General features: G+C 58.8%; 23 protein-coding genes. 16 read left to right on the top strand and 7 right to left on the bottom strand.

What is annotated here, in order from left to right:
* The first annotated feature begins 11 nt into the window (after positions 1–11).
* Positions 12–413 (top strand): YbaN family protein, encoded by a 402-nt coding sequence (locus tag GHN92_RS08965; RefSeq protein WP_095001397.1) that lies wholly within the window; start codon positions 12–14, stop codon positions 411–413.
* 171 nt (positions 414–584) lie between these two features.
* Here the strand turns inward: GHN92_RS08965 and arcD (GHN92_RS08970) are convergent, their stop codons facing one another.
* The gene (gene arcD / locus GHN92_RS08970; RefSeq protein ID WP_095001377.1) at positions 585–2,012 is read right to left on the bottom strand and encodes an arginine-ornithine antiporter; all 1,428 of its coding nucleotides are present in this window, start codon (positions 2,010–2,012) and stop codon (positions 585–587) included.
* Between the two features lie 454 nt (positions 2,013–2,466).
* Between arcD (GHN92_RS08970) and arcD (GHN92_RS08975) the strand changes: the two genes are divergently transcribed.
* The 12 genes from arcD (GHN92_RS08975) to GHN92_RS09030 all read left to right on the top strand — a co-directional run bounded on the left by arcD (GHN92_RS08975) (position 2,467) and on the right by GHN92_RS09030 (position 16,999).
* Complete coding sequence (gene arcD / locus GHN92_RS08975) at positions 2,467–3,894, top strand: arginine-ornithine antiporter (protein ID WP_029611554.1); 1,428 nt, start codon at positions 2,467–2,469, stop codon at positions 3,892–3,894.
* 33 nt (positions 3,895–3,927) lie between these two features.
* Positions 3,928–5,184 (top strand): arginine deiminase, encoded by a 1,257-nt coding sequence (arcA, locus tag GHN92_RS08980; RefSeq protein WP_088377977.1) that lies wholly within the window; start codon positions 3,928–3,930, stop codon positions 5,182–5,184.
* Positions 5,185–5,262: 78 nt separating this feature from the next.
* Positions 5,263–6,273: an ornithine carbamoyltransferase gene (locus GHN92_RS08985; protein WP_095001376.1), complete on the top strand. Its 1,011-nt coding sequence runs from the start codon at positions 5,263–5,265 to the stop codon at positions 6,271–6,273.
* Positions 6,274–6,397: 124 nt separating this feature from the next.
* A complete protein-coding gene (gene arcC / locus GHN92_RS08990) occupies positions 6,398–7,327 on the top strand; it encodes a carbamate kinase (RefSeq protein WP_095001375.1) in 930 nt (309 codons plus the stop codon).
* A gap of 54 nt (positions 7,328–7,381) precedes the next feature.
* On the top strand, positions 7,382–7,741 hold the full coding sequence (locus GHN92_RS08995) for a DUF5064 family protein (protein WP_095001374.1): 360 nt from the start codon (positions 7,382–7,384) through the stop codon (positions 7,739–7,741).
* A gap of 184 nt (positions 7,742–7,925) precedes the next feature.
* Complete coding sequence (locus GHN92_RS09000; protein ID WP_095019742.1) at positions 7,926–9,434, top strand: sigma-54-dependent transcriptional regulator; 1,509 nt, start codon at positions 7,926–7,928, stop codon at positions 9,432–9,434.
* Positions 9,435–9,898: 464 nt separating this feature from the next.
* A complete protein-coding gene (gene gcvH, locus GHN92_RS09005; protein WP_133144258.1) occupies positions 9,899–10,282 on the top strand; it encodes a glycine cleavage system protein GcvH in 384 nt (127 codons plus the stop codon).
* A 10-nt stretch (positions 10,283–10,292) separates the two neighbouring features.
* Positions 10,293–13,151: an aminomethyl-transferring glycine dehydrogenase gene (gcvP, locus tag GHN92_RS09010; RefSeq protein WP_095019741.1), complete on the top strand. Its 2,859-nt coding sequence runs from the start codon at positions 10,293–10,295 to the stop codon at positions 13,149–13,151.
* Between the two features lie 154 nt (positions 13,152–13,305).
* Entirely contained in the window at positions 13,306–14,682 is a 1,377-nt protein-coding gene (locus tag GHN92_RS09015; protein WP_095019740.1) for an L-serine ammonia-lyase, read from the top strand.
* A 17-nt stretch (positions 14,683–14,699) separates the two neighbouring features.
* On the top strand, positions 14,700–15,824 hold the full coding sequence (gene gcvT / locus GHN92_RS09020; protein ID WP_095001369.1) for a glycine cleavage system aminomethyltransferase GcvT: 1,125 nt from the start codon (positions 14,700–14,702) through the stop codon (positions 15,822–15,824).
* A gap of 380 nt (positions 15,825–16,204) precedes the next feature.
* Positions 16,205–16,417 (top strand): cold-shock protein, encoded by a 213-nt coding sequence (locus GHN92_RS09025; RefSeq protein ID WP_016782052.1) that lies wholly within the window; start codon positions 16,205–16,207, stop codon positions 16,415–16,417.
* 93 nt (positions 16,418–16,510) lie between these two features.
* Positions 16,511–16,999 carry an RDD family protein gene (locus GHN92_RS09030; protein ID WP_095001368.1) on the top strand — a complete coding sequence of 163 codons (489 nt, stop codon included), beginning with the start codon at positions 16,511–16,513 and terminating at the stop codon, positions 16,997–16,999.
* A 141-nt stretch (positions 17,000–17,140) separates the two neighbouring features.
* Here the strand turns inward: GHN92_RS09030 and GHN92_RS09035 are convergent, their stop codons facing one another.
* The 4 genes from GHN92_RS09035 to rpoE form a co-directional block, all read right to left on the bottom strand.
* Complete coding sequence (locus GHN92_RS09035) at positions 17,141–18,562, bottom strand: DegQ family serine endoprotease (RefSeq protein ID WP_372239735.1); 1,422 nt, start codon at positions 18,560–18,562, stop codon at positions 17,141–17,143.
* Positions 18,563–18,747: 185 nt separating this feature from the next.
* Complete coding sequence (locus tag GHN92_RS09040) at positions 18,748–19,710, bottom strand: MucB/RseB C-terminal domain-containing protein (protein WP_095001366.1); 963 nt, start codon at positions 19,708–19,710, stop codon at positions 18,748–18,750.
* Between the two features lie 8 nt (positions 19,711–19,718).
* Positions 19,719–20,309, bottom strand: a complete 591-nt coding sequence (locus tag GHN92_RS09045; protein WP_153379910.1) for a sigma-E factor negative regulatory protein — start codon at positions 20,307–20,309, stop codon at positions 19,719–19,721.
* Between the two features lie 31 nt (positions 20,310–20,340).
* Positions 20,341–20,922 (bottom strand): RNA polymerase sigma factor RpoE, encoded by a 582-nt coding sequence (rpoE, locus tag GHN92_RS09050; RefSeq protein WP_016782046.1) that lies wholly within the window; start codon positions 20,920–20,922, stop codon positions 20,341–20,343.
* A gap of 524 nt (positions 20,923–21,446) precedes the next feature.
* On the opposite strand from rpoE, the gene nadB reads away from it, so the two are divergent.
* Positions 21,447–23,063 carry an L-aspartate oxidase gene (gene nadB, locus GHN92_RS09055; RefSeq protein WP_095024516.1) on the top strand — a complete coding sequence of 539 codons (1,617 nt, stop codon included), beginning with the start codon at positions 21,447–21,449 and terminating at the stop codon, positions 23,061–23,063.
* On the opposite strand, the gene GHN92_RS09060 is transcribed toward nadB, so the two are convergent.
* Both GHN92_RS09060 and GHN92_RS09065 read right to left on the bottom strand, forming a co-directional pair.
* On the bottom strand, positions 23,032–23,484 hold the full coding sequence (locus GHN92_RS09060; protein WP_095019725.1) for a protein YgfX: 453 nt from the start codon (positions 23,482–23,484) through the stop codon (positions 23,032–23,034). The two genes, nadB and GHN92_RS09060, sit on opposite strands and share 32 nt — an antisense overlap.
* Positions 23,468–23,722, bottom strand: coding sequence for a succinate dehydrogenase assembly factor 2 (locus GHN92_RS09065; RefSeq protein ID WP_048363403.1), 255 nt, complete (start codon positions 23,720–23,722; stop codon positions 23,468–23,470). The genes GHN92_RS09060 and GHN92_RS09065 overlap by 17 nt, the downstream gene beginning before the upstream one ends.
* 148 nt (positions 23,723–23,870) lie before the next feature.
* Here GHN92_RS09065 and GHN92_RS09070 point away from each other — a divergent pair, with 148 nt between their 5' ends.
* Positions 23,871–24,815: a folate-binding protein YgfZ gene (locus tag GHN92_RS09070; protein ID WP_095001355.1), complete on the top strand. Its 945-nt coding sequence runs from the start codon at positions 23,871–23,873 to the stop codon at positions 24,813–24,815.
* Between the two features lie 32 nt (positions 24,816–24,847).
* Positions 24,848–25,651, top strand: a complete 804-nt coding sequence (locus GHN92_RS09075) for an HDOD domain-containing protein (protein WP_095001354.1) — start codon at positions 24,848–24,850, stop codon at positions 25,649–25,651.
* Positions 25,652–25,713: the final 62 nt, after the last annotated feature.

Here is a 25,713-nt window from a genome sequence, read left to right on the forward strand (position 1 = left end):
GTCCTGAGCTTATGACCCGCCAAACCCGATCCACGTCGAAAATCGCCCGAATCCTGTTCGGCTTGCTGGCCTATGTGAGCCTGGGCATTGGCCTGATTGCGATTGTGATTCCTGGCCTGCCGACCACCGAATTTATTTTGCTCGCCGCCTGGGCCGCGACCAAAAGCTCCCCGCGCTTGAGTGCCTGGCTGGAAAACCACCGGTTGTTTGGTCCGATCCTGAGCAACTGGCGCAACGGCAAGATCATCAAGCGCAACGCCAAAATCAGCGCCACTGTCAGCATGTTGTTGTGCGCAGGGCTGATGCTTTATGTGCTGGATCACAACTGGCCGGTGTTTCTGGCGATTGCCGGCATGAGCATGGGCAATCTGTGGATCTGGTCGCGACCGGAGCGCTTGCCAAGCCCTTCGTAGCAGCTGACGAGCGGAGCACTCATAAGGCTTTTTACAGGAACTGGCCCCCCTCGGAATTTATGAGCGCCGCACACCTGTGGGAGCTGGCTTGCCTGCGATACTGACACCCCGGTGTATCAGGCAAACGGCGGCGATGCCATCGCGAGCAAGCCCGCTCCCACAAATCGCCACTTACAACGCCAACGCCCCGCTATACAGCGCATAAGCTGCCGCCAGTGCGGTTATCACCACCATCGCGAATATCACCTTCTCCCAGGGCTTGAACAGCAGCTCACCCTGCTCGCGCTTGGCCTTGGCGAAAAAGAACACCCCCGGTGCATACAGCAACGCCGAGAGCAGCAGGTATTTGGGCCCCGCCGCATATAACAGCCACATCGCATAAATCAGCGCCACCGCCCCTACCAGCAGGTCCTTGACCCTCCGCCGCCCCGCTCGCTCGTAAGTCTCGCCCCTCACGCACAGCAGCACCGCGTAAGCTGCCGACCACAGGTAAGGCACCAGGATCATCGATGAAGCCAGATAGATCAGGCTGGTGTAAGTACCGGCGGACACCAGGGTGATCACCAGGAAAATCTGGATCATCGAGTTGGTCAGCCACAGGGCATTGACCGGCACATGGTTGGCGTTTTCCTTTTTCAGGAACGCCGGCATGGTGTTGTCCCGGGCTGTGGCATAGAGGATCTCGGCGCACAGCAACGCCCACGACAACAACGCCCCCAACAGCGAGATCGCCAGCCCGATACTGATCAGTATCGCGCCCCACTCTCCCACCACATGCTTGAGCACCCCGGCCATCGACGGGTTTTGCAGACTGGCCAGTTCCGGCTGGCTCATGATCCCCAGCGACAGCACGTTCACCAGCACCAGCAGGGCCAGCACGCCGAGAAAGCCAATGACCGTAGCCTTGCCCACATCCGAACGTTTCTCGGCACGGCCCGAGTAGACACTGGCACCTTCAATACCGATAAACACGAAGACCGTCACCAGCATCATGTTGCGCACCTGATCCATCACGCTGCCCAGGCTGGGTGTTTGTGTGCCCCAAAAATCCCGGGTGAAAATATCGGCCTTGAACGCCACGGCGGTGAGCACGATAAACATCACAATGGGGACGATTTTGGCCACGGTGGTCAGCTGGTTGATAAACGCCGCTTCCTTGATCCCGCGCAGCACCAGAAAATGCACCCCCCACAGCAGCAACGATGCGCAACCTATGGCGATCGGCGTGTTGCCCTGGCCAAACACCGGGAAAAAATAGCCCAGGGTGCTGAACAGCAATACGAAGTAACCGACGTTGCCCATCCAGGCGCTGATCCAGTAGCCCCAGGCTGACGAGAAACCCATGTAGTCGCCAAACCCGGCCTTGGCGTAGGCATACACCCCCGAATCCAGCTGCGGCTTGCGATTGGCCAGGGTCTGGAACACAAAGGCCAGCGCCAGCATGCCCACTGCCGTGATTGCCCAGCCGATCAACACGGCACCACCGGCAGCATGCTCGGCGATATTTTGTGGCAACGAAAAAATCCCGCCACCAATCATCGAGCCGACAACCAACGCGATCAGGGCGTTGAGCCTAAGCTTTTGCGTCTGTTGCGACATCGTCACCTCGCTGTACTACTTGGTTAAAACTTATGAATATCAGGCTACAGACGTTCACTGACTAAATATATGCAGTGCCCAAACGTTTAATAGATCCCCGCAATAAGCCGTGCTTCCCTGATAACCATTGCGCCTATTGAAACCTAAAAAACCGTTCATATATAGATGACGATTTAATTTCATGGAGGGGTTCATGAAACTTGAAGATGACATTTGCAAATCTGGAAATACTGGCTAGCTTCAATCCCCACGACACCGTGGGTAACGAACGTATTAATACCTGAAAACATCTCTGGAGTAAGGCTTTCAGGAAGCGTCATAAAAATGCGTGATCGCGACCTTCCCCGCTCTATCAACAATGGAATGTAGTAATGCCCTGATCTATGTCAAACGGCTTGAATATCAATGGACTTAACTTTGAAGCCTCACTTCTCCTAGATTGGAGTCACTACAAATGTCTGATACTCCTGGAAAACTGCGACTGGGTGCGTTGGTTGCTCTGGTAGTCGGCTCAATGATTGGCGGCGGGATTTTTTCGCTGCCTCAAAACATGGCCGCCAGCGCTGATGTCGGCGCAATCCTGATCGGTTGGGCAATTACCGCTGTCGGTATGTTGACCCTCGCTTTTGTGTTCCAGACCCTCGCCAATCGCAAACCTGACCTTGACGGCGGCGTGTATGCCTACGCCAAAGCAGGCTTCGGCGATTACATGGGTTTCTCGTCAGCCTGGGGCTACTGGATCAGCGCCTGGCTGGGTAACGTCGGCTACTTCGTGTTGCTGTTCAGCACCCTGGGTTACTTCTTCCCGATCTTCGGCGAAGGCAATACCCCCGCCGCCATCATCGGCGCCTCGATCCTGCTCTGGGCCGTGCATTTCCTGGTACTGCGCGGCATCAAGGAAGCAGCGTTCATCAACCTGGTAACCACCGTTGCCAAGGTCGTACCGCTGGTTCTGTTTATCCTGATTGCCCTCTTCGCGTTCAAACTGGACATCTTTACCAGTGACATCTGGGGCGTAAAAAACCCGGACCTGGGCAGCGTGATGGATCAGGTGCGCAACATGATGCTGGTCACCGTTTGGGTGTTCATCGGTATCGAAGGCGCAAGCATCTTCTCTTCCCGTGCCGAAAAACGTTCGGACGTGGGTCGGGCCACCGTGATCGGCTTTATCACCGTGCTGCTGTTGCTGGTACTGGTGAACGTGCTGTCGCTGGGCATCATGACTCAGCCTGAACTGGCAAAACTGCAAAACCCTTCGATGGCGGCCGTGCTTGAGCATGTGGTCGGTCACTGGGGTGCAGTACTGATCAGCGTCGGCTTGATCATCTCCCTGCTGGGTGCCCTGCTCTCCTGGGTACTGCTGTGCGCAGAGATCATGTTCTCGGCGGCCAAGGACCACACCATGCCGGCCTTCCTGAAAAAGGAAAACGCCAACCATGTACCGGTCAACGCCCTGTGGCTGACCAACGCCATGGTGCAGCTGTTCCTGATCATCACCCTGTTCTCGGCCAGTACTTATCTGTCGCTGATCTACCTGGCGACCTCGATGATCCTGGTGCCTTACCTCTGGTCTGCAGCCTACGGCTTCCTGCTGGCGGTACGTGCCGAGACTTACGAGAACGCCCTGGCAGAACGCAAGAAAGATCTGATCATCGGCGGTATCGCGCTGATCTACGCGATCTGGCTGATCTATGCCGGCGGCCTCAAGTACCTGCTGTTGTCGGCCCTGCTCTATGCACCTGGCGCCATTCTGTTCGCCAAGGCCAAGCGTGAAAGCGGCCAGCCCGTGTTTACCAACATCGAGAAAGTGATTTTTGCCGCAGTAGTGATCGGCGCCCTGGTGGCTGCCTATGGTCTCTACGACGGTTTCCTGACCCTGTAACAACCTGTTTGTGTACTTTGGAGGATGACTGTAATGACCACGGAAAAAGTGAAATACGGCGTGCATTCCGAAGCCGGTAAGCTGCATAAGGTTATGGTGTGTTCCCCAGGCCTGGCTCACCAGCGCCTGACCCCAAGCAACTGCGATGAATTGCTGTTCGATGACGTACTGTGGGTCAACCAGGCCAAGCGTGACCACTTCGACTTCGTCACCAAAATGCGCGACCGCGGCATTGATGTGCTGGAAATGCACAACCTGCTGACCGATATCGTTGCCATCCCGGAAGCCCTGGACTGGATTCTGGACCACAAAGTGACCCCCAATCAGGTGGGTGTGGGCCTGGTCAACGAAGTCAAATCCTGGCTTAAAAGCCTTGAGCCACGCCAAATTGCCGAGTACCTGATCGGCGGCGTGTCGGCAGACGATCTGCCAGACAGCTTTGGTGGCAAGACCATCCAGATGTTCCGTGACTTCCTCGGTCACACCAGCTTTATCCTGCCACCGCTGCCCAACACCCAGTTCACCCGTGACACCACTTGCTGGATCTACGGTGGCGTGACGCTGAACCCTATGTACTGGCCGGCGCGTCGTCAGGAAACCCTGCTGACCACCGCGATCTACAAGTTCCACCCTGAGTTCACCAACGCCGACTTCCAGATCTGGTACGGCGACCCGACAGTCGACCATGGCAACGCCAGCCTTGAAGGCGGCGACGTGATGCCAATCGGCAACGGCGTAGTCCTGATCGGTATGGGCGAGCGCACGTCACGTCAGGCCATTGGCCAACTGGCACAAAACCTGTTCAAGAACGGCGCTGTAGAACGAGTGATCGTTGCCGGTATGCCCAAGTCCCGCGCGGCGATGCACCTGGACACCGTGTTCAGCTTCTGCGACCGCGACCTGGTGACCATCTTCCCTGAAGTCGTGAACCAGATCGTTGCGTTCTCGGTGTACCCGGACGACAAGAAACAAGGCGGCGTGGACGTACGACGCGAAGAAGGCCACTTCCTCGACGTAGTGGCCAAGGCCCTGGGCGTGAAAAAACTGCGTGTGGTCGAAACCGGCGGCAACTCGTTCGCAGCAGAACGCGAGCAGTGGGATGACGGTAACAACGTGGTGGCCTTGGAGCCTGGCGTGGTGATCGGTTACGACCGCAACACCTACACCAACACCCTGCTGCGCAAGGCTGGCGTTGAAGTCATCACCATCAGCGCCTCCGAACTGGGCCGCGGCCGTGGCGGCGGTCACTGCATGACCTGCCCGATCGTGCGTGACCCTGTCGACTATTAATCTACCCATTTGATTGCTTGCCCCGGCCCCAACACGGGGCCGGTGCAAGCCGGTTAACCCGAAACCAAGGAGATCACCATGGCTTTTAACATGAAAAACCGCAGCCTTCTGAGCCTGATGCACCACACTCCACGTGAGTTGCATTTCCTGCTCGATCTGTCCCGCGATCTCAAGCGCGCCAAGTACACCGGTACTGAAGAGCCGCACTTGAAAGGCAAAAACATCGCCCTGATCTTCGAAAAAACGTCGACCCGCACCCGTTGCGCATTTGAAGTGGCAGCCCACGACCAGGGCGCGCACGTTACCTACATCGACCCGGTTTCTTCACAGATCGGTCACAAAGAAAGCATGAAAGACACCGCCCGCGTTCTGGGCCGCATGTTTGACGCCATCGAATACCGTGGCTTTGAACAGGCTGTTGTCGAAGAGCTGGCCAAATACGCAGGCGTGCCGGTGTTCAACGGCCTGACCGCTGAGTTCCACCCGACGCAAATGATCGCCGACGTGCTGACCATGCGCGAACACAGCGACAAGCCGCTGCACAACATCAGCTACGCGTACCTGGGCGACGCCCGCAACAACATGGGTAACTCGCTGCTGCTGATCGGTGCCAAACTGGGCATGGACGTGCGTATTGCCGCACCAAAAAGCCTGTGGCCGGAAGAGTCGTTCGTTAAACAGTGCCAGGAATTCGCCAAGGAAAGCGGTGCCAAAATCACCCTGACCGAAGACCCTAAAGCTGCCGTCAAAGGCGTGGACTTTATCCACACCGACGTCTGGGTATCGATGGGCGAGCCGGTTGAAGCCTGGAACGACCGTATCAAGCTGCTGCTGCCTTACCAGGTCAACAGCGACATGATCAAGGCGGCAGAAAACCCACGCGTGAAGTTCATGCACTGTCTGCCTGCGTTCCACAACTGTGAAACCAAGGTCGGCAAAGACGTGGCCGAGCACCATCCAAACCTGAAAAACGGTATTGAAGTGACCGAGGAAGTGTTCGAGTCCCCTGTCAACATCGCCTTTGAGCAAGCTGAAAACCGCATGCACACCATCAAGGCGATTTTGGTCGCGGCATTGGCTGATATCTAAGCCTGGCTCACAGTCGTTATGTGAATGCATAACGACTGTGGGAGCGAGCCTGCTCGCGAACGAGCTTCGCGAGCAGGCTCGCTCCCACACAAGGCGCTCTCATATTTCTAAAAGGACATCTTCTATGCGTATCGTCGTTGCACTGGGCGGTAACGCCCTCTTGCGTCGCGGCCAGCCCATGACCGCCGAGAACCAGCGCGAAAACATCCAGACCGCTACCGCCCAGATTGCCCGCATTGCCCATGGCAACGAGCTGGTAGTGGCCCACGGTAACGGTCCGCAAGTCGGCCTGCTGTCCCTGCAAGCCGCCGCCTACACTGCAGTCGCCCCTTACCCGCTGGACGTGCTCGGTGCTGAAACCGAAGGCATGATCGGCTACATGATCGAGCAGGAACTGGGCAACCTGCTGCCACAGGAGGCCGCGTTTGCCACCCTGCTGACTCAGGTTGAAGTCGACCCCAAGGACCCCGCGTTCCAGAAGCCGACCAAGCCGATCGGCCCGGTCTACACCGAAAGCGAAGCCAAGAGCCTGGCCGCCGAAAAAGGCTGGAGCATTGCTCCGGACGGCGACAAGTTCCGTCGCGTTGTGCCTAGCCCGAAACCCAAACGCATCTTCGAAATTCGCCCGATCAAGTGGCTGCTGGAAAAAGGCACCATCGTGATCTGTGCGGGCGGCGGCGGCATTCCCACCATGTACGGCGAAGACGGCAAGCTGCGCGGCATCGAAGCGGTGATCGACAAGGACCTGGCGTCCTCGCTGCTGGCCCAGCAACTGGACAGCGACCTGCTGGTGATCGCCACTGACGTGAATGCGGCCTTTATCGACTGGGGCAAGCCAACCCAGAAGGGCATTGCTCAGGCCCACCCGGACGAGCTGGAAAAACTCGGCTTTGCCTCGGGCTCCATGGGCCCTAAAGTGGAAGCGGCCTGCGAGTTTGCCCGCAAAACCGGCAAGACTGCCGTGATCGGCGCACTGGCGGATATCGAAGCAATCGTTCAAGGTAAGGCCGGTACTCGGGTCAGCACCGAAAAACCGGGTATCACCTACTTCTGAACCTCGGGGCAGGCCCCGGGGCCTGCCCTTTCCCATAGCCTCAAGGAGTACCCTATGGCCTCGTTCGAACCCGGTCACCTGCATATCCACCGCGAACCGCTGCAACCGAGCGACTTTGGGTATGACATCAAGATCGATTACCAGGTCGTTCAGGATCCCAAGGAAGGCAAGTCGATGCAGTTCGACATGCACGGTCAGATCAACAAGAAGGAGTTCAAGGAGTCCTTCACACTGCCCAAGGACATGGCCTACAACTTTGCCCATGACGCTTTCCAGATTGCCGTGAAGCACGGCATTCCCAAAACCGCCGACATCCGCTCGATGCACGGTTACTACGACAAGATGTTCGCCGACGTCATGGCCCAGCTCAACCACAAGCCGGGCGACCCGATCAAGCTCGACCATCTGGACTGATTCAGCCACTGGCTGAGGGCTGCATTTTTGTGGGAGCGGGCTTGCTCGCGATGCAGGCAACACGGTTTAACGACTAGACCGCGCTGATGCCATCGCGAGCAAGCCCGCTCCCACGGAATTTCACCTATCCCCCCCGCCAAGGCATACTGGCCGTCCCTGCTGGCCAGAAGTGTTTGCCGTTCCCATGCGTATCCATGTCAGTTTTATCGACCGAGTTGGCATCACCCAGGAAGTCCTGGCATTGCTGGGCGGGCGCAACCTCAATCTGGATGCGGTGGAAATGGTTCCGCCCAACGTTTACATCGACGCCCCGACCCTCAGCCCGCAAGTGCTCGACGAGCTGCGCGAGGCCCTGTTTGGTGTCCGCGGTGTGCAAACGGTAACGGTCGTCGATATCCTTCCCGGCCAGCGCCGTCACCTGCAACTGGACGCCTTGCTCGCCGCCATGACCGACCCGGTACTGGCGCTCGACAGCGAAGGCCATGTGCTGCTGGCCAACCCGGCGCTGGTTGCACTGTACGGCCACGAGCCGACCGGCGAAAGTATCGGCCAACTGTTCAGCGACCCCGGGCTGCTCGACGTGCTGCTGGAAAACGGCTTTCGCCTGCCACTGCGCGAAGTCACGCTCAACGGCCATCCGCTGATGCTCGACGCTACGCCGATCACCGATGCCGGCGCCCTGCTCACCCTGTACCAGCCAAGCCGCATCGGCGAGCGCCTGGCAGCCCTGCATCACGATCACGCAGAAGGCTTTGACGCCCTGCTCGGCGACTCACCTGCCATCCGCACGCTGAAAGCCCGGGCGCAGCGCGTGGCGGCCCTGGACGCGCCCTTGCTGATCCAGGGGGAGACCGGCACCGGCAAAGAACTGGTGGCCCGCGCCTGCCATGCCATCAGCGATCGGTTTGGCGCACCGTTCCTGGCCCTGAACTGCGCTGCGCTCCCGGAGAACCTGGCTGAAAGCGAACTGTTCGGCTATGCCCCCGGCGCTTTTACCGGCGCCCAGCGTGGCGGCAAGCCGGGGCTGATGGAACTGGCCAACAACGGCACGGTATTTCTCGACGAAATCGCCGAAATGTCACCCTACCTGCAAGCCAAGCTGCTGCGCTTTCTCAACGACGGCAGCTTTCGCCGGGTGGGCGGCGAACGCGAGGTTAAGGTCAATGTGCGCATCCTCAGCGCCACGCACCGCAACCTCGAAAAAATGGTCAACGAAGGCAGCTTTCGCGAAGACCTGTTCTACCGTCTGAACGTGCTCAATATCGAAGTGCCGCCCCTGCGTGAACGTGGCCAGGATATTTTGTTGCTGGCACGCGCGTTCATGCAGCAGGCCTGTACCCAGATCCAGCGTCCGGCGTGTCGCCTGGCACCCGGTACCTACCCGGCCCTGCTGGGCAACCGCTGGCCCGGCAACGTACGCCAGTTGCAGAACGTGATTTTTCGCGCAGCGGCCATCTGCGAGGGTTCGCTGGTGGACATTGGCGACCTGGATATCGCCGGCACCTCGGTGGCACGCCAAAACGACAGCGAGATCGAGACCCTCGAGCACGCTGTCGAAACATTCGAGAAGGCGCTGCTGGAGAAGCTCTACGTCAGCTACCCCTCCACCCGCCAACTGGCCAGCCGCCTGCAAACCAGTCACACCGCCATCGCCCATCGACTGCGCAAATACGGCATCCCGGGCAAGGCCTGACGGACACAGAGCCCTGTAGATACTCTGTTGCCTGTCAACCCTCCCTGTGGGAGCGAGCCTGCTCGCGAAAGTCGTTCGCGAGCAGGCTCGCTCCCACAGTTAAAATTCCCTTCAGACCTTGCAGCTGCCGAAGGCTGAGTTCGGCAGCCGCCACAGAGTTTGTGCTCCCGCTCATTGGCAACCCAAGCCTTGTATCGAATTCAATCCACCGGAACGAATTCGATACACACCCTCTCTACCCATGCCACGCAAGGCTTTGATCCCCTTGGATTTTTTTATGGCCTTCAGGCTGTATCGAATTCGCTACAGTCTTGCTCTTCGAATACCTCTTTTAAAATCTTAACTCATTGATAAATAAGGATATTTTTAAACTGGCAACCATCTTGCAGAGAACTCCTCATAAGCTCGACCTGCACGAGCATTTACCTGTGACCACCAGACCTGTCTGGCCTTGAGGAGTTTCCATGAGCGAATTGCGTTTTACTGAAGACCACGAATGGCTGCGCGCCGAAGCTGACGGCAGCGTAACCGTGGGGATTACCGCGTTTGCGCAAAACGCTCTGGGTGACGTGGTGTTTGTGCAATTGCCCGAGCTGCAGGCCTACGACAAGGGCGCCGAAGCCGCGACTGTCGAGTCGGTCAAGGCGGCCAGCGGCGTGTATATGCCCCTGGACGGCGAAGTGATCGCAGTCAACCCGGCGCTCGACAGCAGCCCGGAACTGGTCAACGAAGACCCGCTGGGCGAAGGCTGGTTCTTCCGCTTCAAGCCCGCCGACGCCAACGCTGTTGGCCAACTGCTCGATCAGGACGCCTATGACCGCCTGCTCAAAGCCCAAGACGACAACTGAGAGCCCAGCCATGACCATCAATCTCAGCACCGCCAATGAATTTATCGCGCGCCATATCGGCCCGCGTCAGGCCGATGAACAGGCCATGCTCGCCACCCTGGGCTTTGATTCCCTTGAAGGTCTCAGCGCCAGCGTGATCCCGGAAAGCATCAAGGGCACCAGCGTGCTCAACTTGCCGGCCGGGCAAAGTGAAGCCGACGCCCTGGCCTCTATCAAGGCCATCGCAACCAAAAACCAACTATGCAAAACCTATATCGGCCAAGGCTATTACAACTGCCACACGCCTTCGCCAATCCTGCGCAACCTGCTGGAAAACCCGGCCTGGTACACCGCCTACACACCGTACCAGCCGGAAATCTCCCAGGGCCGTCTCGAAGCGCTGCTCAACTTCCAGACCCTGATCAGCGACCTTAGCGGCCTACCGATTGCCAACGCTTCGCTGCTCGACGAAGCCACCGCTGCTGCAGAAGCCATGACCTTCTGCAAACGCCTGAGCAAGAACAAAACCAGCCACCGCTTTTTCGCCTCCAGCCACTGCCACCCGCAAACCCTCGACGTGCTGCGCACCCGTGCCGAGCCGCTGGGCATTGAAGTGTTTGTGGCCGACGAGCGCGAACTGACTGACGTGACAGCCTTCTTCGGCGCGTTGCTGCAATACCCGGCCAGCAACGGCGATGTATTCGACTATCGCGAACTGGTCGAGCGTTTCCACGCCGCCAACGCCCTGGTGGCTGTTGCCGCCGACCTGCTGGCGCTGACCCTGCTGACCCCGCCGGGCGAGTTCGGCGCGGACGTCGCCATCGGCAGCGCCCAGCGCTTTGGCGTACCACTGGGCTTCGGCGGCCCGCACGCGGCCTACTTCGCCACCCGCGATGCGTTCAAGCGCGACATGCCGGGCCGCTTGGTCGGTGTTTCGGTTGACCGTCACGGTAAACCGGCGCTGCGCCTGGCCATGCAAACCCGCGAGCAGCATATCCGCCGCGAGAAGGCCACGAGCAACATCTGTACCGCTCAGGTGCTGCTGGCCAACATCGCCAGCATGTATGCCGTTTACCACGGCCCTAAAGGCCTGACGCAAATCGCCCAACGCACTCACCAGTTGACCGCGATCCTGGCCCGTGGCCTCAGCGATCTGGGGCTGAAGGTCGAGCAGGAACAGTTCTTCGACACCCTGACCCTCAACACCGGCACCCACACCGCCGCGCTGCACGCCAAGGCCCATGCGCAGAACATCAATCTGCGCGTGATCGACGACCAGCGCCTGGGCCTGTCGCTGGATGAAACCAGCAGCCAGTCCGACGTCACTGCACTGTGGGCATTGCTCGCCACAGACGGCCAGGCCCTGCCTGACTTCGACGCACTGGCCACCAGCGTAACGGGCACCCTGCCCGCCGCCCTGCTGCGCCAGTCGCCGATCCTCAGCCACCCGGTGTTCAACCGCTACCACTCTGAAACCGAGCTGATGCGCTACCTGCGTCGCCTGGCCGACAAGGACCTGGCGCTGGACCGCACCATGATCCCGCTGGGCTCGTGCACCATGAAGCTCAACGCCGCCAGCGAAATGATCCCGGTTACCTGGGCCGAGTTCGGCAACCTGCACCCGTTTGCGCCTGCCGAACAAAGCCTGGGCTACCAGCAATTGACCACCGAACTGGAAGCCATGCTCTGCGCGGCTACCGGCTACGATGCTATTTCCCTTCAACCAAACGCCGGTTCCCAAGGCGAATACGCCGGCTTGCTGGCCATTCGTGCCTACCACCAGAGCCGTGGCGACGAGCGCCGCGATATCTGCCTGATCCCGTCCTCGGCCCACGGCACCAACCCGGCCACCGCCAACATGGCCGGCATGCGCGTGGTGGTCACCGCCTGTGACGCCCGCGGCAACGTTGATATCGAAGACTTGCGCGCCAAGGCCATCGAGCACCGCGACCACCTCGCCGCGCTGATGATCACCTACCCCTCCACCCACGGCGTGTTCGAAGAAGGCATCCGCGAAATCTGCGGCATCATTCATGACAACGGCGGCCAGGTGTACATCGACGGCGCCAACATGAACGCGATGGTGGGCCTGTGCGCTCCGGGCAAGTTCGGCGGCGACGTGTCCCACCTCAACCTGCACAAAACCTTCTGCATCCCCCACGGCGGTGGCGGCCCGGGTGTAGGCCCGATTGGCGTCAAATCGCACCTGACGCCGTTCCTGCCGGGTCACGCGGCCATGGAACGCAAGGAAGGCGCAGTCTGCGCGGCGCCGTTTGGCAGCGCCAGCATCCTGCCGATCACCTGGATGTACATCCGCATGATGGGCGGTGAAGGCCTCAAGCGTGCATCGCAACTGGCCATCCTCAACGCCAACTACATCGCCCGCCGTCTCGAAGAGCACTACCCGGTGCTGTACTCGGGCAGCAACGGCCTGGTCGCCCACGAATGCATCCTCGACCTGCGCCCGCTCAAGGAAACCAGCGGTATCAGCGTCGATGACGTGGCCAAGCGCCTGATCGATTTTGGCTTCCACGCCCCGACCATGTCGTTCCCGGTGGCCGGCACGTTGATGATCGAACCGACCGAAAGCGAGTCCAAGGAAGAGCTGGATCGCTTCTGTGACGCGATGATCTGCATCCGCGAAGAAATCCGCGAAGTCGAGAGCGGTGGTCTGGACAAGGAAGACAACCCGCTGAAAAACGCCCCGCACACCGCCGCTGAAATGGTCGGCGAATGGACTCACCCCTACAGCCGCGAACAGGCGGTGTACCCGGTTGCGTCCTTGATCGAAGGCAAGTACTGGCCACCGGTCGGTCGTGTCGACAACGTATTTGGCGACCGCAACCTGGTGTGTGCGTGCCCGTCGATCGAGAACTATCAGGAGGCATAAGTCAAAAACTGTAGCCGCTGCCGAAGGCTGCGATGGGCTGCGAGGCGGCCCCGCTTTCGGGCACAACGGCGAAGGCCCTGCGGGCTTTATCGCAGCCTGCGGCAGCGGCTACAGATGATTTGCCTACCCACACAATAAGAAACCGGAGAACCCCATGTCGTTAAGCGTGTTCGACCTGTTCAAGATTGGCATCGGCCCCTCCAGTTCCCATACCGTCGGCCCCATGCGCGCTGCTGCGCGTTTTGTCGAAGGTCTGCGCCGTGATGAGCTGTTGCAACAAACAGCCTGCGTAAAAGTTGAACTCTACGGTTCCCTCGGCGCCACCGGCAAAGGCCACGGCAGCGACAAAGCCGTGCTGCTGGGGCTGGAAGGTGAACATCCGGATACCGTCAACACCGAAACCGTGGCCGAACGACTGGCCGCGATTCGCAGCAGCGGGCGCCTGAACCTGCTGGGCGAACACCCCATCGAATTCATCGAAAAATCACACCTGGCGATGATTCGCAAACCCCTGCCCTATCACCCCAACGGCATGATTTTTCGGGCACTGGATGCCGCCGGCATTCAGATCCGCAGCCGCGAGTATTACTCGATCGGCGGTGGTTTTGTGGTGGACGAAGGCGCGGCAGGTGCCGACCGAATTGTCGAAGACAGTACTGTGCTGCAATACCCCTTCAAAACCGCCAAGGACCTGTTGCGCCAATGCGTAACCCATCACCTGTCGATCAGTGAAGTGATGATGGCCAATGAAGGCGCCTGGCGCCCGGAAGCCGAGACCCGCAGCGGTCTGTTGAAAATCTGGCAGGTCATGCAGGACTGCGTAAGTGCCGGCTGTCGCAATGAAGGGATTTTACCCGGCGGTTTGAAGGTCAAGCGCCGTGCCCCGGCCTTGCACCGTCAGCTCTGTGCCAACCCGGAAGCCGCGCTGCGCGATGCCTTGTCAGTACTGGACTGGGTGAACCTGTACGCCCTGGCCGTCAATGAAGAAAACGCCAACGGCGGGCGCGTGGTCACAGCGCCTACCAACGGTGCGGCGGGAATTATCCCGGCCGTTTTGCATTACTACATGCGCTTTATCGGCGGCGCCAATGAAGACGGCGTGGTGCGGTTTCTGCTCACTGCCGCCGCCATCGGCATTCTTTATAAGGAAAACGCTTCGATTTCGGGGGCCGAAGTCGGCTGCCAGGGTGAAGTCGGCGTGGCCTGTTCAATGGCGGCCGGCGCGTTGTGTGAAGTGCTGGGCGGCAGCGTGCAGCAAGTCGAGAACGCCGCCGAGATCGGCATGGAGCACAACCTCGGCCTGACCTGCGATCCGATAGGCGGGCTGGTGCAAGTGCCGTGCATCGAACGTAACGCGATGGGCTCGGTCAAGGCCATCAACGCAGTGCGCATGGCCCTGCGAGGTGATGGTCAGCACTTTGTCTCGCTCGACAAGGTGATCCGCACCATGCGCCAGACCGGCGCCGACATGAAAAGCAAATACAAGGAGACCGCCCGCGGCGGTCTCGCCGTCAACATTATTGAGTGCTGATTTTCAAGGAGTCTCGAATGTCCACCGAACAACTGCTTAAAACCCCGCTGCATGCACTGCACCTTGAACTCGGCGCCCGCATGGTGCCGTTTGCCGGCTACGACATGCCCGTGCAGTACCCGCTAGGGGTGATGAAAGAGCACCAGCACACCCGTGAACAGGCCGGGTTATTCGATGTATCGCACATGGGCCAGATCCGTCTGACCGGTGCTGACGCGGCCAAAGCCCTGGAAGCACTGGTGCCGGTGGATATCATCGACCTGCCAGTGGGTATGCAGCGCTATGCCATGTTCACCAACGAACAGGGCGGCATCCTCGATGACCTGATGGTCGCCAACCTGGGTAATGACGAGCTGTTCCTGGTGGTCAACGCCGCCTGCAAGGATCAGGACCTGGCCCACCTGCGCAAGCATTTGAGCGCCCACTGCCAGATCCAGCCGCTGTTTGAAGAGCGCGCCCTGCTTGCCCTGCAAGGCCCGGCTGCAGTCAGCGTACTGCAACGCCTGGCACCGCAAGTGGCGAACATGACCTTTATGCAATTTGCCCCGGTGACCTTACTGGGCGCGGATTGCTACGTCAGCCGCTCGGGTTATACCGGCGAAGACGGTTTTGAGATTTCAGTGCCGGCCGAGCACGCCGAAGCACTGGCCCGCCGCCTGCTGGCCGAGCCAGAGGTTCAGGCCATCGGCCTGGGCGCACGGGATTCGCTGCGCCTGGAAGCGGGCCTGTGCCTGTACGGCCACGACATGAACGACACCACGACGCCTATCGAAGCCAGCCTGCTCTGGGCCATCTCCAAGGCCCGTCGCGCTGACGGCCCGCGGGCCGGTGGTTTCCCGGGTGCCGAGAGCATCTTTGCCCAGCAGCAAAACGGCGTAGCGCGTAAACGAGTGGGCTTGCTGCCCCAGGAACGCACCCCGGTGCGTGAAGGCGCACAAATCGTCGATGCCGACGGCACCGAGATCGGCACCGTATGCAGCGGCGGCTTTGGGCCAACGTTGGGCGCACCCTTGGCAATGGGTTATCTGGATATCGCATTCACGCCTGTGGACACTGAAGTCTGGGCCATCGTGCGGGGCAAGCGCGTGCCGATGAAAGTGTCGAAAATGCCGTTTGTAGCGCAACGTTATTACAGGGGTTAAACAGTAAGTTATACAGTTGCATGTTCACGGTGCGTACGTGTCATGCAACTGCTACATAACAGTGCAAACTTTCGATAGCGAAAACAGTCTTTATTACACGAAAATAATTGAACACCTCTATAACGATCCGCTCTTTGACTCTGCGTTTAGAGTATTAAAAACAGCGGCCCTGCGGCGTATTTAAAGGGGCTTGTTTTTTCAATTACAGTTTCGTAGAGTTTGCCCACTGTGTTTGCATGGGTCGCTGGAATCGTGACCTGGGCAGTAGCTCAATGCTTGCTACATCCCGTTCTGCGTCTCTTACTTTCCTGCAACCCAGCACCAGTACTCTTTCATGTGAAAGAGGCTGTCATTAATTGTTAGCGTCAAGGAATTAAGAAATGTCTCAACGTCAGAGCGGTACGGTCAAGTGGTTCAACGACGAGAAGGGGTTTGGTTTCATCACCCCTGAAAGCGGCCCGGACCTGTTTGTGCACTTCCGTGCCATCCAGGGCAACGGCTTCAAAAGCCTGAAGGAAGGCCAGAAAGTGACCTTCATCTCGGTACAGGGCCAAAAAGGCCTGCAGGCTGACGAAGTTCAAGCAGAAGCTTAAATCTCGTGCACAAAAGCCTCTGATGGTGACATCAGAGGCTTTTTTATGGCCGTTATTCCGTAAGATGGCTGTTTTCCTTCACGAGACCCTGCCATGTCGAAACAACCGCTTAGCCCTCAAGGCGACTTTCCCGCCGTTGGCCTGGGGCGCCGCCTGGCAGCCATGTTCTACGACTTTCTGCTGTGTACCGCCCTGCTGATCGTCACGACCTTTATCTACAAGCTGATCATGATGAGCTTTATTGGCGAAGCCAAAATGCGCGAACTGTCAGAAGCAGGCGCCCTGGATGGTGACCCGCTGCTGTCGACCCTCCTGTTTTTCGTCCTGTTCGGTTTCTTTGCCAAGTTCTGGACCCACTCCGGGCAAACCCTGGGCATGCAGGTCTGGGGAGTTCGCGTACAGAACGCCGACGGCACGGCAATCAGCCTGTGGCAGGCCCTTCTGCGTTTTATCGTGTCCATAGGCTCGTGGTTGTGCCTGGGGCTGGGGTTTGTCTGGTCGATCTTCGACAAGCAAAAACGCACCTGGCATGACATGTATTCCAATACGCAGTTGGTACGCGTCCCCAAGCAGAAGAAATAAAAAAAAGCCCGTATCTCGCGATACGGGCTTTTTTATTGCCCTTGTGGGAGCGGGCTTGCTCTCGATGAAGGCAACGCGGTTTCGCCGTTGAACCGCGCCGATGCTATCGCAAGCAAGCCCTCTCCCTCACGGCTGTGCGGCTTACTCCGCCAGCTTGAACGTGATAAAGCTGGCACGCCCCTGACGCAGAACCCGCATCGACACCGAACGGTTCTTCGGCAATGCCTTGGCGATCTCGGTGAACTCCTTGCCATTGGTGATGGCCTGATTGTTCAAGTGCGTAATCACGTCGCCAGGCTGCAGGCCGATCAAGGCCGCAGGACCGTCCTGAACGTCAGTAATGATCACACCGCCCTTGATGTCGTTGGCTTTCTTCTGCTCTTCACTCAAGTCCGCTACGGACACGCCCAGGCGGTTGCTGCTTTGTTCAGCGCCGCCACCCGAAGCGATGTCTTTTGCATCATCAGGGATAGCGCCCACAGTCAGCTCCAGATTCTGACGCTTGCCGTTACGAATAACTTCAAGGTTGGCCTTGCTGCCGGCCTTGAGTGCGCCAACCAGGTGCGGCAAATCTGCCGACATGACGATCGGCTGACCATTCATGCTCAGAATCACGTCGCCCACTTGCAGACCGCCTTTGGCAGCCGGGCCGTCATCCAGTACCTGCGCCACCAGTGCACCGGCAGGTTTTTCCAGACCGAAAGACTCGGCCAGGTCCTTGTTGACCTCCTGGATCACCACACCCAACCAGCCACGGCTGACTTTGCCGCCAGCCTTGAGCTGATTGGCAACGTCCATCGCCACATCGATCGGGATTGCAAAGGACACACCCATGAAACCGCCCGAACGGGTATAGATTTGCGAGTTGATGCCCACGACTTCGCCCGCCAGGTTGAACAGCGGACCACCCGAGTTGCCCGGGTTGATCGGCACGTCAGTCTGGATAAATGGCACATAGCTTTCATTCGGCAGGCTGCGGCCCATGGCGCTGATGATGCCCTGGGTCACGGTGTGGTCGAAACCAAATGGCGAACCGATCGCAACCACCCACTGGCCGGCCTTGAGGTCCTGGGACTTGCCCAGTTTGAGCACCGGCAGGTTCTTGCCATCGATTTTCAGCAAGGCCACGTCAGAGCGCGGGTCAGTGCCCACCAGCTTGGCTTTCATTTCACTGCGATCGGACAGCCGCACAATGATTTCATCGGCATCTGCAACCACGTGGTTATTGGTCAGGATGTAGCCATCGGGCGAGATGATAAAGCCCGAGCCCAGGGACTGGGCCTCGCGCTGACGCCCGCCTTTGCCACCGGGTGCAGGTGGTAGGCTGCGCTCAAAAAAGTCGCGCAGGCCAGGCGGCAGGCCTTCCAGGTCGGGCATTTGGCCCATGCTGGAAATGCGACGCTCAGGCAGCTTTTGCGTGGTACTGATATTCACTACGGCTGGCGAAGCCTGTTCAACCAGTTGGGTGAAATCAGGCAACTGCGCTTCAGCCATCACCGGCACTGCCTGCCCGAGCATCAGCACGGCTGCAAAAATGGGTAGATAAGATTTCAATCGCGGCATCGACATACAGCTCCCGTTAATAACAGCAGAGTTAAGCGACAGGCACCTAAAAACAAGTCAAAAGCATAGACCGTTTTTCAGACCCCGGAAAACAAACAAGGCCAAAGCCCTTTGGGGCTCTGACCTTTATAAAAAGAGATAAAAATGGCAAATCGAAAATTGTCACCCGCCATGTCGATGCAACCCTATGGTTTGGCCTGAGCATCGTTTTCACCGACACGCATCGACAGGGCAATTCGTTCAGCAGTGCCCATGGGAATTTCACCCACCACCGTGGCCATCATGTCTCCCTGAGGCGTACTCAGGTGGCGTGTGACCGCAGCTGTGGGCCCGAGCTGGACGCGGGCGTCTGGAACAGCAGCGCCCTTGACCGGCTCGATAAACACCGAAAAACGGGCAAGGCCATCGTCATACAGAAGGCTGGTGACTTCGGTTTTGGTCCGCGGATCACGGCGCACCGTACTGCTGACCTGCTCAAAACCGGAGGGCAGCCAGTCAGAGTGCCAGGCCTGAACCGAATTGACCTGCCCGGCCCCTTTGTCGGCAGGGGCAACAGCACGGCACTGCCCCGCAGGCGTGAGCTGGCTGTCATCAGGAGGCGTGGTGGCAAAGGTCGTAAACTGGTAGCGCTCAAGCAACTGCCCCTTGTCATTGAGCAACAAGGACTTGAGAGGCAAACCGGTTTCACGGTCCAGATACAGCTCAAAACCGTAGCGATGCTGATCACGCGGAGCAAACGATATGACCACTACCGGGCGACCGGCGACCCTGGAGTTGCCCTCCATTGCCACGGCATACAGGTCATTGAACTTCTGGACATCGAATTGACGCGCCGCGACAGCCGTGACATCGCCCAACCCGGAGGCCTGTTTGCCAGTGACACATTCAGTGCGCCCATCCGAGCGGATCACCTCTTGCGCAGTGCCATCAAGCTGCATCAAACGCTCACGAACCTTGCCATCCTGCACGCGGTGCCAGATGCTGTGGGTAGAAAAACTACCGTTACGCTCGTAAACGAAAGTACCCTGATAGCTATGCTGTTGCTCGGCCTGCCCAAGACGTTTTAACCAGTCCTGGGCTTCATCGGCGTGGGCCGGTACTGCAAACCAGCCACTGAGCAGAAGAGGTAGCAAAGGTAGGACGCGCATGATGGTCCTTAACGGTTTTCGAGGCTCGCAGCACGAGCATAAGGCAGAGGGCTTTCAGCCCCTTTCAGCGCTGCTTGCTCTGCGTGCTGGCGCAGGTAGCCAAGCAAACGCTGATCTTGCCAGCCCGGCTGACCTTGCAGGACACCGTTGGCCATCGGGCCGGTGGCCTGATCGGCACTCTCGCTGTAGTTGGCCAGTACTGCCGGACCTTTGGCCATCGGTGCACTCAGGCTCTGCGCAGGGTTCTGCTGGGCGAGCTGGTTGCCAACGATGTCATCCTGGTTGTACAGCCGCACACCCGCCAGAACAGCGACGGTAACCGACGCGGCTACGGCCAGGCGACCAATGCTGCGCCACGGCCCACGGACAACCTTGGCCGGGGTTTGCTCTTCAGCCAGCGCGGCCGAAACGGCAGATGCGATGTCCAGGCGCGGAATCAACAGGTCCTTGTGCATCACAGCACGGGCCACCTGATAACGGGACCAGGTGTCACGGGTTTGTGTGTCGTCGAAGGCATTCAATACCCGACGTAGTTCCAGTTCGTCCGCTTCGTTATCCATCACTGCGGACAGCGATTCCTGCAGGGCTTCACGACTCATGGCGGTTCCTCTCTTGGCTGTCGCCGCTGTCTCAGTTTTCCTGCAACAACGGCTGCAGGGCTTTATCTATGGCTTCCCGGGCGCGGAAAATCCGGGAGCGCACGGTACCCACCGGGCATTGCATGACGCTCGCAATGTCCTCGTAACTCAGACCATCAAATTCACGTAAAGTTAAAGCCGTACGCAAATCTTCTGGCAGTAGCTGAATAGTGCGATGAACGGTGCCTTCGATCTCGTCTCGGAGCAAAGCGCGCTCCGGCGACTCGAGGTCCTTGAGACCGTGATCACCATCATAAAACTCGGCATCTTCCGAACTCACATCGCTGTCAGGCGGACGTCGACCGCGTGACACCAGATAGTTTTTCGCCGTGTTAATGGCGATGCGATACAGCCATGTGTAAAAGGCACTGTCGCCGCGAAAATTACCAAGTGCCCGGTACGCCTTGATAAAGGCCTCCTGGGCAACGTCCTGGGCTTCATGGGTGTCGTGCACGAAACGCACGATCAACCCGAGAATTTTGTGTTGATACTTCAACACCAGCAGATCGAACGCGCGCTTGTCGCCACGCTGTACGCGCTCGACCAGCTGCTGATCCTCTTCCTGGGCTAGCATGAATACTCCTCATAAGACCGGGAGGAAGATTGCTGTGCTAATTGATCAGGCTTGCAAACATAGACTCGGGCTTTTCGCAAAAGTTCTCTCCCCCCTGGCAAGTTTCCTGCGTGCCCGGATTTGGCACACACGAAAACGCAGCTCGGGCCTGGCCGGCTGCGTCAATAATCTTGTCGTCAAATTCAGCTGTCGAGTCGAAAAAACAAACCCCGCATCAATCTGGACGCCGTTCCCCTGCATCAAGGGCAGCCCACTATGGAACCCCTGGCTATACGAAAAGTTCAAAAACTTCGTATAAAACAAGCCCTGCAGTACCTTGGAAGCGTATCAGAACCCGCGCCATTCTAGAGCACTGCCCCAGCATGCAGATTAATTGTGCAAATCAACATGCAGACCCTTCGTGTCTGAGGCACACTTTGCGCCCGCTGTAATTTCACAATGCCATAAAGGCCCGGCCATTGTGCCGATCCCCCCCTCTATATACTAGAGATACCAGAGGGCGTTTTTTTGCGGATGTGAGAAGAATGAGCCAACATTTTCAACATGATGTGCTGGTGATTGGCAGCGGCGCTGCCGGCTTGAGCCTTGCGCTCACGTTACCCAGCCATATGCGTATTGCAGTGCTGAGCAAAGGCGATCTGGCCAATGGTTCGACGTTCTGGGCCCAGGGCGGCGTCGCCGCTGTCCTGGATGACACCGACACGGTGCAGTCCCACGTCGAAGACACCCTCAATGCCGGTGGCGGGCTGTGCCACGAAGACGCGGTACGCTTTACCGTCGAGCACAGCCGCGAAGCCATCCAGTGGCTGATCGATCAGGGCGTACCCTTCACCCGCGATGACAGCATCGACCCCGAGCAACAGGGCTTTGAGTTCCACCTCACCCGAGAAGGCGGGCACAGCCACCGGCGCATCATCCATGCGGCCGACGCCACCGGCGCGGCGATTTTCAAGACATTGCTCGAACAGGCCCGCCAGCGCCCCAATATCGAACTGCTCGAACAGCGCGTTGCCGTCGATCTGATTACCGAACGCCGCCTGGGCCTGGAAGGTGATCGCTGCCTCGGTGCCTATGTGCTGGATCGTGCCACGGGTGAAGTCGACACCTTTGGCTCGCGCTTCACCATTTTGGCAACCGGTGGCGCAGCCAAGGTGTACCTCTATACCAGCAACCCGGACGGTGCCTGCGGTGATGGCATCGCCATGGCCTGGCGTTCGGGTTGCCGGGTGGCCAACCTGGAGTTCAACCAGTTCCACCCCACCTGCCTGTATCACCCGCAAGCCAAGAGCTTTTTAATCACTGAAGCCCTGCGGGGCGAAGGCGCGCACCTCAAGCTGCCCAACGGCGAGCGTTTCATGCATCGCTTCGACCCGCGGGGCGAACTGGCCCCGCGGGATATCGTCGCCCGGGCCATCGACCATGAAATGAAGCGTCTGGGCATCGATTGTGTGTACCTGGATATCAGCCATGAGCCCGATAGCTTTATCAAGGCCCACTTCCCGACTGTATATGAGCGCTGCCTGGCATTTGGTATCGACATCACTCAACAGGCCATCCCGGTAGTACCTGCGGCGCATTACACCTGCGGCGGCGTGATGGTCGACGAACATGGCCACACCGATGTGCCGGGCCTGTACGCCATCGGCGAAACCAGCTTCACCGGCCTGCATGGTGCCAACCGCATGGCCAGCAACTCGCTGCTCGAGTGCTTTGTGTACGCCAAGTCGGCAGCGGCAGATATCCTTGCCCAGTCGCCCGAAATCGCCGCCCCCGTCGCACTGCCGAGCTGGGATGCCAGCCAGGTGACCGACTCCGATGAAGACGTAATCATCGCCCACAACTGGGATGAGCTACGGCGCTTTATGTGGGACTACGTGGGCATCGTGCGCACCAACAAGCGCCTGCAGCGGGCCCAGCACCGGGTGCGCCTGCTGCTGGATGAAATTGACGAGTTCTACAGCAACTACAAGGTCAGCCGTGACCTGATCGAGTTGCGCAACCTGGCGCAAGTGGCCGAGTTGATGATCCGCAGTGCCATGACCCGCAAGGAGTCGCGCGGCCTGCACTACACCCTCGACTACCCGCACATGCTGCCCGAAGCGCTGGACACTATTCTGGTGCCAGCCACCTACGCCGACTGAACTTCAGTCGCACGCGCAGGCGCCGGTGCTGATCCGGTGCCAGCGCGGCGGCCGGAATGCACACCGCACGCACCCGCCGCTCACCCGGCAAGCGAAAGCGCACCACTACCACCAGGGGTAGCGCCAGGCTGTCACGGCGCAGTTGCACGGCCTGCCAGCCTTTGTCACGGCTCCACAACTGCCAGCCATCAACATCATGACGCAACCGGGTAATGGCACTGCCATGGGTCAGGCGGATATGCCTTGGCAACACCCAGGCCCCGTGAGCCAGACACAGCAATGCGCCGAGCAGATGTGCCCAGGCAGGGATTGAAAGAAGGCAAATAGATATCAGCGCCAGCGACTGGGCTGCAAGATACGCCGCCAGCAATTGTCCCGAGGCATGCCAGCGGCATTCAAAATAATTACTTGGGCTGGACACGGTCCAGAATCATCCGGACCATGCGCTGCAGCTCAGGGTCCTCGGACTCGCTGCGCTCCATAAACCAGCCAAACATGTCCTGGTCTTCGCACTCCAGCAGCTTGCGATAGCATTCGCGGTCTACGTCATTAAGGGTGGCGTACACCTCCTTGACGAAAGGCACCAGCAACACGTCAAGTTCAAGCATGCCGCGGCGGCTGTGCCAGTAGAGACGATTGAGTTCAACATCTTCGACCATGGAGCGCTCCTCAAATAGAACGCAAGTATACAGGCCGATCCGTCATAGAACAGTCGGCTTTGGTCGGCCCCGTCCATCCTTTGCGAACTACCCATTTGCAGGGCGCACCTCTATGATGTGTTCCAGACTTATTCAACTGCGATGACCCATGGCCGACTCTGCTTTTTTTTGCACCCTGAACCACGAAGGCATCCTTGCTGTGATCGGCAACGACGCCAGCAAGTTTCTGCAAGGGCAGCTGACCTGCAACCTCAACTATTTGAGTGAAACCCGCTCAAGCCTTGGCGCCCGCTGCACGCAAAAAGGCCGTATGCAGTCGAGCTTTCGCATCGTGCTGCAAGACAACGGCTGCCTGCTGGCAATGGCGCGCGAACTGGTTGAACCGCAGTTGGCGGACCTGAAAAAGTACGCGGTGTTCTCCAAGTCCAAACTGACCGATGACAGTGCCAACTGGGTACGCTTTGGCCTGGTAAATGCCGACTCGGTGCTGCAAAGCCTGGGCCTGGACCTGCCAGCTGAAACTGACAGCGTTGCCCGCGCCAGCGACCTGATCGCCATTCGCGCTTCTGAAGGCCGCGCGGAACTCTGGGCCCCTGTCGAACAGACTGAAAGCCTCGTTCAGCACCTCAAGGCACAGCTGCCCGAGGCCGACCTCAACCAATGGCTGCTGGGCCAGGTTCGCGCCGGCATTGGCCAGGTCATGGCCCAAACCCGTGAGTTGTTCATTCCGCAAATGATCAACCTGCAGGCCGTAGGCGGTGTCAGCTTCAAAAAAGGCTGCTACACCGGCCAGGAAATCGTTGCCCGCATGCAATACCTGGGCAAACTCAAACGCCACCTCTACCGCCTGTCCCTTGAGGCGGGGCATGCTGCGCCCGCCCCCGGCACGCCGCTGTTTACCCCGTCCCACGCCAGTTCCGTGGGCGAAGTGGTACTGGCCGCTAACGCCGAAAACGGGGTTGAGCTGCTAGCCGTGCTGACCAGCGATGCTGCGCAAGCCGGAGATATTCACTTGGGTGACCTGCAAGGCCCTGGCCTTTCACTGCTTGAGCTGCCGTATCAACTGGACCGCGATCGCGAAATCCAGCGTTGATTGCCACACATTGAAATGCAGTACCTAGAGAAATGAGCATGCTGGCGCACAGAGTCCAAATGGACTTGCTTAAGGCCATTGATAGAGATGACCTGGTTCTACCCACACTACCGGAAGTAGCGTTAAACATTCGCAAGGCCGCGGAAAACCCTGAAATCAGCGTCAGTAACTTGAGCAAGGTCATAGGTCGTGACACCGCGCTGTCAGCCCGACTGATCAAAGTGGTCAACAGCCCGATGTTGCGCGCCACCCGTGAGGTGACTGACCTGCACACGGCCATCACCCGCCTGGGTGTTAACTACAGCAGCAATCTGGCGATCGGGCTGGTGATGGAGCAGATTTTCCATGCCCGCTCCGAGGTGGTCGAGCAGAAAATGCGCGATGTATGGCGCCAGAGCCTGGAAGTGGCCGGCATCTGCTACACCCTGTGCCGCCGCCATACCTTGCTCAAGCCTGACCAGGCGGCACTGGGCGGCCTGGTGCACCAGATCGGCGTCTTGCCCATCCTGACCTACGCCGAAGAGCACAACGAGCTGCTTTCCGATCCGGTTTCGCTTAACCACGTCATCGACAGCATTCACCCGCTGATTGGTGACAAGCTGCTGGCAGGCTGGGAGTTTCCGGAAATGCTGCTAAAGATTCCCGGGCAGTATCAGGATTTTTCCCGACAAACCAAAGCCATCGACTACATCGATCTGGTGCAAATCGCTACCGTGTTTATGGGGCAAGACATGGAAGCACTGGTCGCCCTGCCCGCTCTCAAGAAGTTGAAGGTACAAGCTGATGACCTGAAGTTTCAGGAGCAACTGCACGAAGCGCGCTGGATGCTTATCTGAGCCTCTGAATCTGTGGGAGCGGGCTTGCTCGCGATGCAGACGACGCGGTCTGTCAGTTACAC

It is taken from the genome of Pseudomonas sp. FSL R10-2964 (assembly GCF_009600035.1).
GTDB lineage: Bacteria > Pseudomonadota > Gammaproteobacteria > Pseudomonadales > Pseudomonadaceae > Aquipseudomonas > Aquipseudomonas bubulae.

Bases quoted from the DNA above. Each gene is read 5' to 3' on its own strand.
- GHN92_RS09040 (WP_095001366.1), bottom strand. From the start codon at position 19,710: ATGCGCGTCCTACCTTTGCTACCTCTTCTGCTCAGTGGCTGGTTTGCA.
- GHN92_RS09035 (WP_372239735.1), bottom strand. From the start codon at position 18,562: ATGCCGCGATTGAAATCTTATCTACCCATTTTTGCAGCCGTGCTGATG.
- GHN92_RS09030 (WP_095001368.1), top strand. From the start codon at position 16,511: ATGTCGAAACAACCGCTTAGCCCTCAAGGCGACTTTCCCGCCGTTGGC.
- GHN92_RS08965 (WP_095001397.1), top strand. From the start codon at position 12: ATGACCCGCCAAACCCGATCCACGTCGAAAATCGCCCGAATCCTGTTC.
- arcD (WP_095001377.1), bottom strand. From the start codon at position 2,012: ATGTCGCAACAGACGCAAAAGCTTAGGCTCAACGCCCTGATCGCGTTG.
- nadB (WP_095024516.1), top strand. From the start codon at position 21,447: ATGAGCCAACATTTTCAACATGATGTGCTGGTGATTGGCAGCGGCGCT.
- gcvH (WP_133144258.1), top strand. From the start codon at position 9,899: ATGAGCGAATTGCGTTTTACTGAAGACCACGAATGGCTGCGCGCCGAA.
- gcvP (WP_095019741.1), top strand. From the start codon at position 10,293: ATGACCATCAATCTCAGCACCGCCAATGAATTTATCGCGCGCCATATC.
- GHN92_RS09015 (WP_095019740.1), top strand. From the start codon at position 13,306: ATGTCGTTAAGCGTGTTCGACCTGTTCAAGATTGGCATCGGCCCCTCC.
- GHN92_RS09065 (WP_048363403.1), bottom strand. From the start codon at position 23,722: ATGGTCGAAGATGTTGAACTCAATCGTCTCTACTGGCACAGCCGCCGC.
- GHN92_RS08985 (WP_095001376.1), top strand. From the start codon at position 5,263: ATGGCTTTTAACATGAAAAACCGCAGCCTTCTGAGCCTGATGCACCAC.
- GHN92_RS09070 (WP_095001355.1), top strand. From the start codon at position 23,871: ATGGCCGACTCTGCTTTTTTTTGCACCCTGAACCACGAAGGCATCCTT.
- gcvT (WP_095001369.1), top strand. From the start codon at position 14,700: ATGTCCACCGAACAACTGCTTAAAACCCCGCTGCATGCACTGCACCTT.
- rpoE (WP_016782046.1), bottom strand. From the start codon at position 20,922: ATGCTAGCCCAGGAAGAGGATCAGCAGCTGGTCGAGCGCGTACAGCGT.
- arcA (WP_088377977.1), top strand. From the start codon at position 3,928: ATGACCACGGAAAAAGTGAAATACGGCGTGCATTCCGAAGCCGGTAAG.
- GHN92_RS09000 (WP_095019742.1), top strand. From the start codon at position 7,926: ATGCGTATCCATGTCAGTTTTATCGACCGAGTTGGCATCACCCAGGAA.
- arcC (WP_095001375.1), top strand. From the start codon at position 6,398: ATGCGTATCGTCGTTGCACTGGGCGGTAACGCCCTCTTGCGTCGCGGC.
- GHN92_RS09025 (WP_016782052.1), top strand. From the start codon at position 16,205: ATGTCTCAACGTCAGAGCGGTACGGTCAAGTGGTTCAACGACGAGAAG.
- GHN92_RS09075 (WP_095001354.1), top strand. From the start codon at position 24,848: ATGAGCATGCTGGCGCACAGAGTCCAAATGGACTTGCTTAAGGCCATT.
- GHN92_RS08995 (WP_095001374.1), top strand. From the start codon at position 7,382: ATGGCCTCGTTCGAACCCGGTCACCTGCATATCCACCGCGAACCGCTG.
- arcD (WP_029611554.1), top strand. From the start codon at position 2,467: ATGTCTGATACTCCTGGAAAACTGCGACTGGGTGCGTTGGTTGCTCTG.
- GHN92_RS09045 (WP_153379910.1), bottom strand. From the start codon at position 20,309: ATGAGTCGTGAAGCCCTGCAGGAATCGCTGTCCGCAGTGATGGATAAC.